The organism is Bradyrhizobium sp. LeoA1Lang (assembly GCF_055413685.1).
This window is the reverse complement of sequence record NZ_JBVAPG010000474.1, coordinates 1-651: the sequence shown is the minus strand read 5'-3', so window position 1 is coordinate 651 and position 651 is coordinate 1. Positions and strand designations below refer to the sequence as shown.

Annotated in this window: 1 protein-coding gene; it reads right to left on the bottom strand. The window is 67.6% G+C overall.

What is annotated here, in order from left to right; translation table 11 throughout:
- The coding region (locus ACZYOF_RS44190) for an IS110 family transposase (protein WP_463719650.1) at window positions 1–616 on the bottom strand (616 nt) is incomplete at its 3' end.
- Between the last annotated feature and the right edge of the window lie 35 nt (window positions 617–651).

The window sequence follows — 651 nt, the reverse complement described above, 5'->3', positions numbered from 1 at the left end:
GCCCTTGCCAGTCCCGCTGCTGCTCCAGCCAGGCGAGCCAGTTGCGCCGTCGCAGGGCCCCGACCGCCAGACCCAGCAGACGCAGCAGCGCCTTCATCCGGTTGGTATGGGCGGTCTGCTCCGTCACCAGTCGCTCGCGCTCGCGGCTGGCCCGCCGGGCGTCCTCTTCGGCCACGCTCGGCACCCGGACGATCCGCACCACCCGCGGCTCGCCCCGCAAATAGGCCATCAAGGTGCGCAGCAGAAGCTCGCCGTCGATCCGGTCTGTCTTCGCCCGCCGCGACCGTTGCTCCACCGCGATGCTCGCCGGGTCGAACACGAAGTTCGTGATCCCAGCCGCTTCCAGCCGCCGGTGCAGCCAGAAGCCGTCATAGCCGGCCTCGTAGCAACTCACCACCCGCGGCGCCGCGCCAAGCTTCGAAGTCGCCCGGGCCCTGACCTGCTCGATCAGCGCCAGCAGCCCGGCGTGATCGCCGCCTTCCAGCTTGTGGCGCGATATCCGGTCCCGATCCGGACTGTGCAGTGTCACCAGCCACGTCTTCTGACTGAGTTCGATCGCAACGAAAATCGTGCCACAATGGCCGGCGGTGGGCGTGCTCTTGGTCGATGCTTGCATCAGACTCTCCGATGGTTCGAGTGTGGAAACCCAAA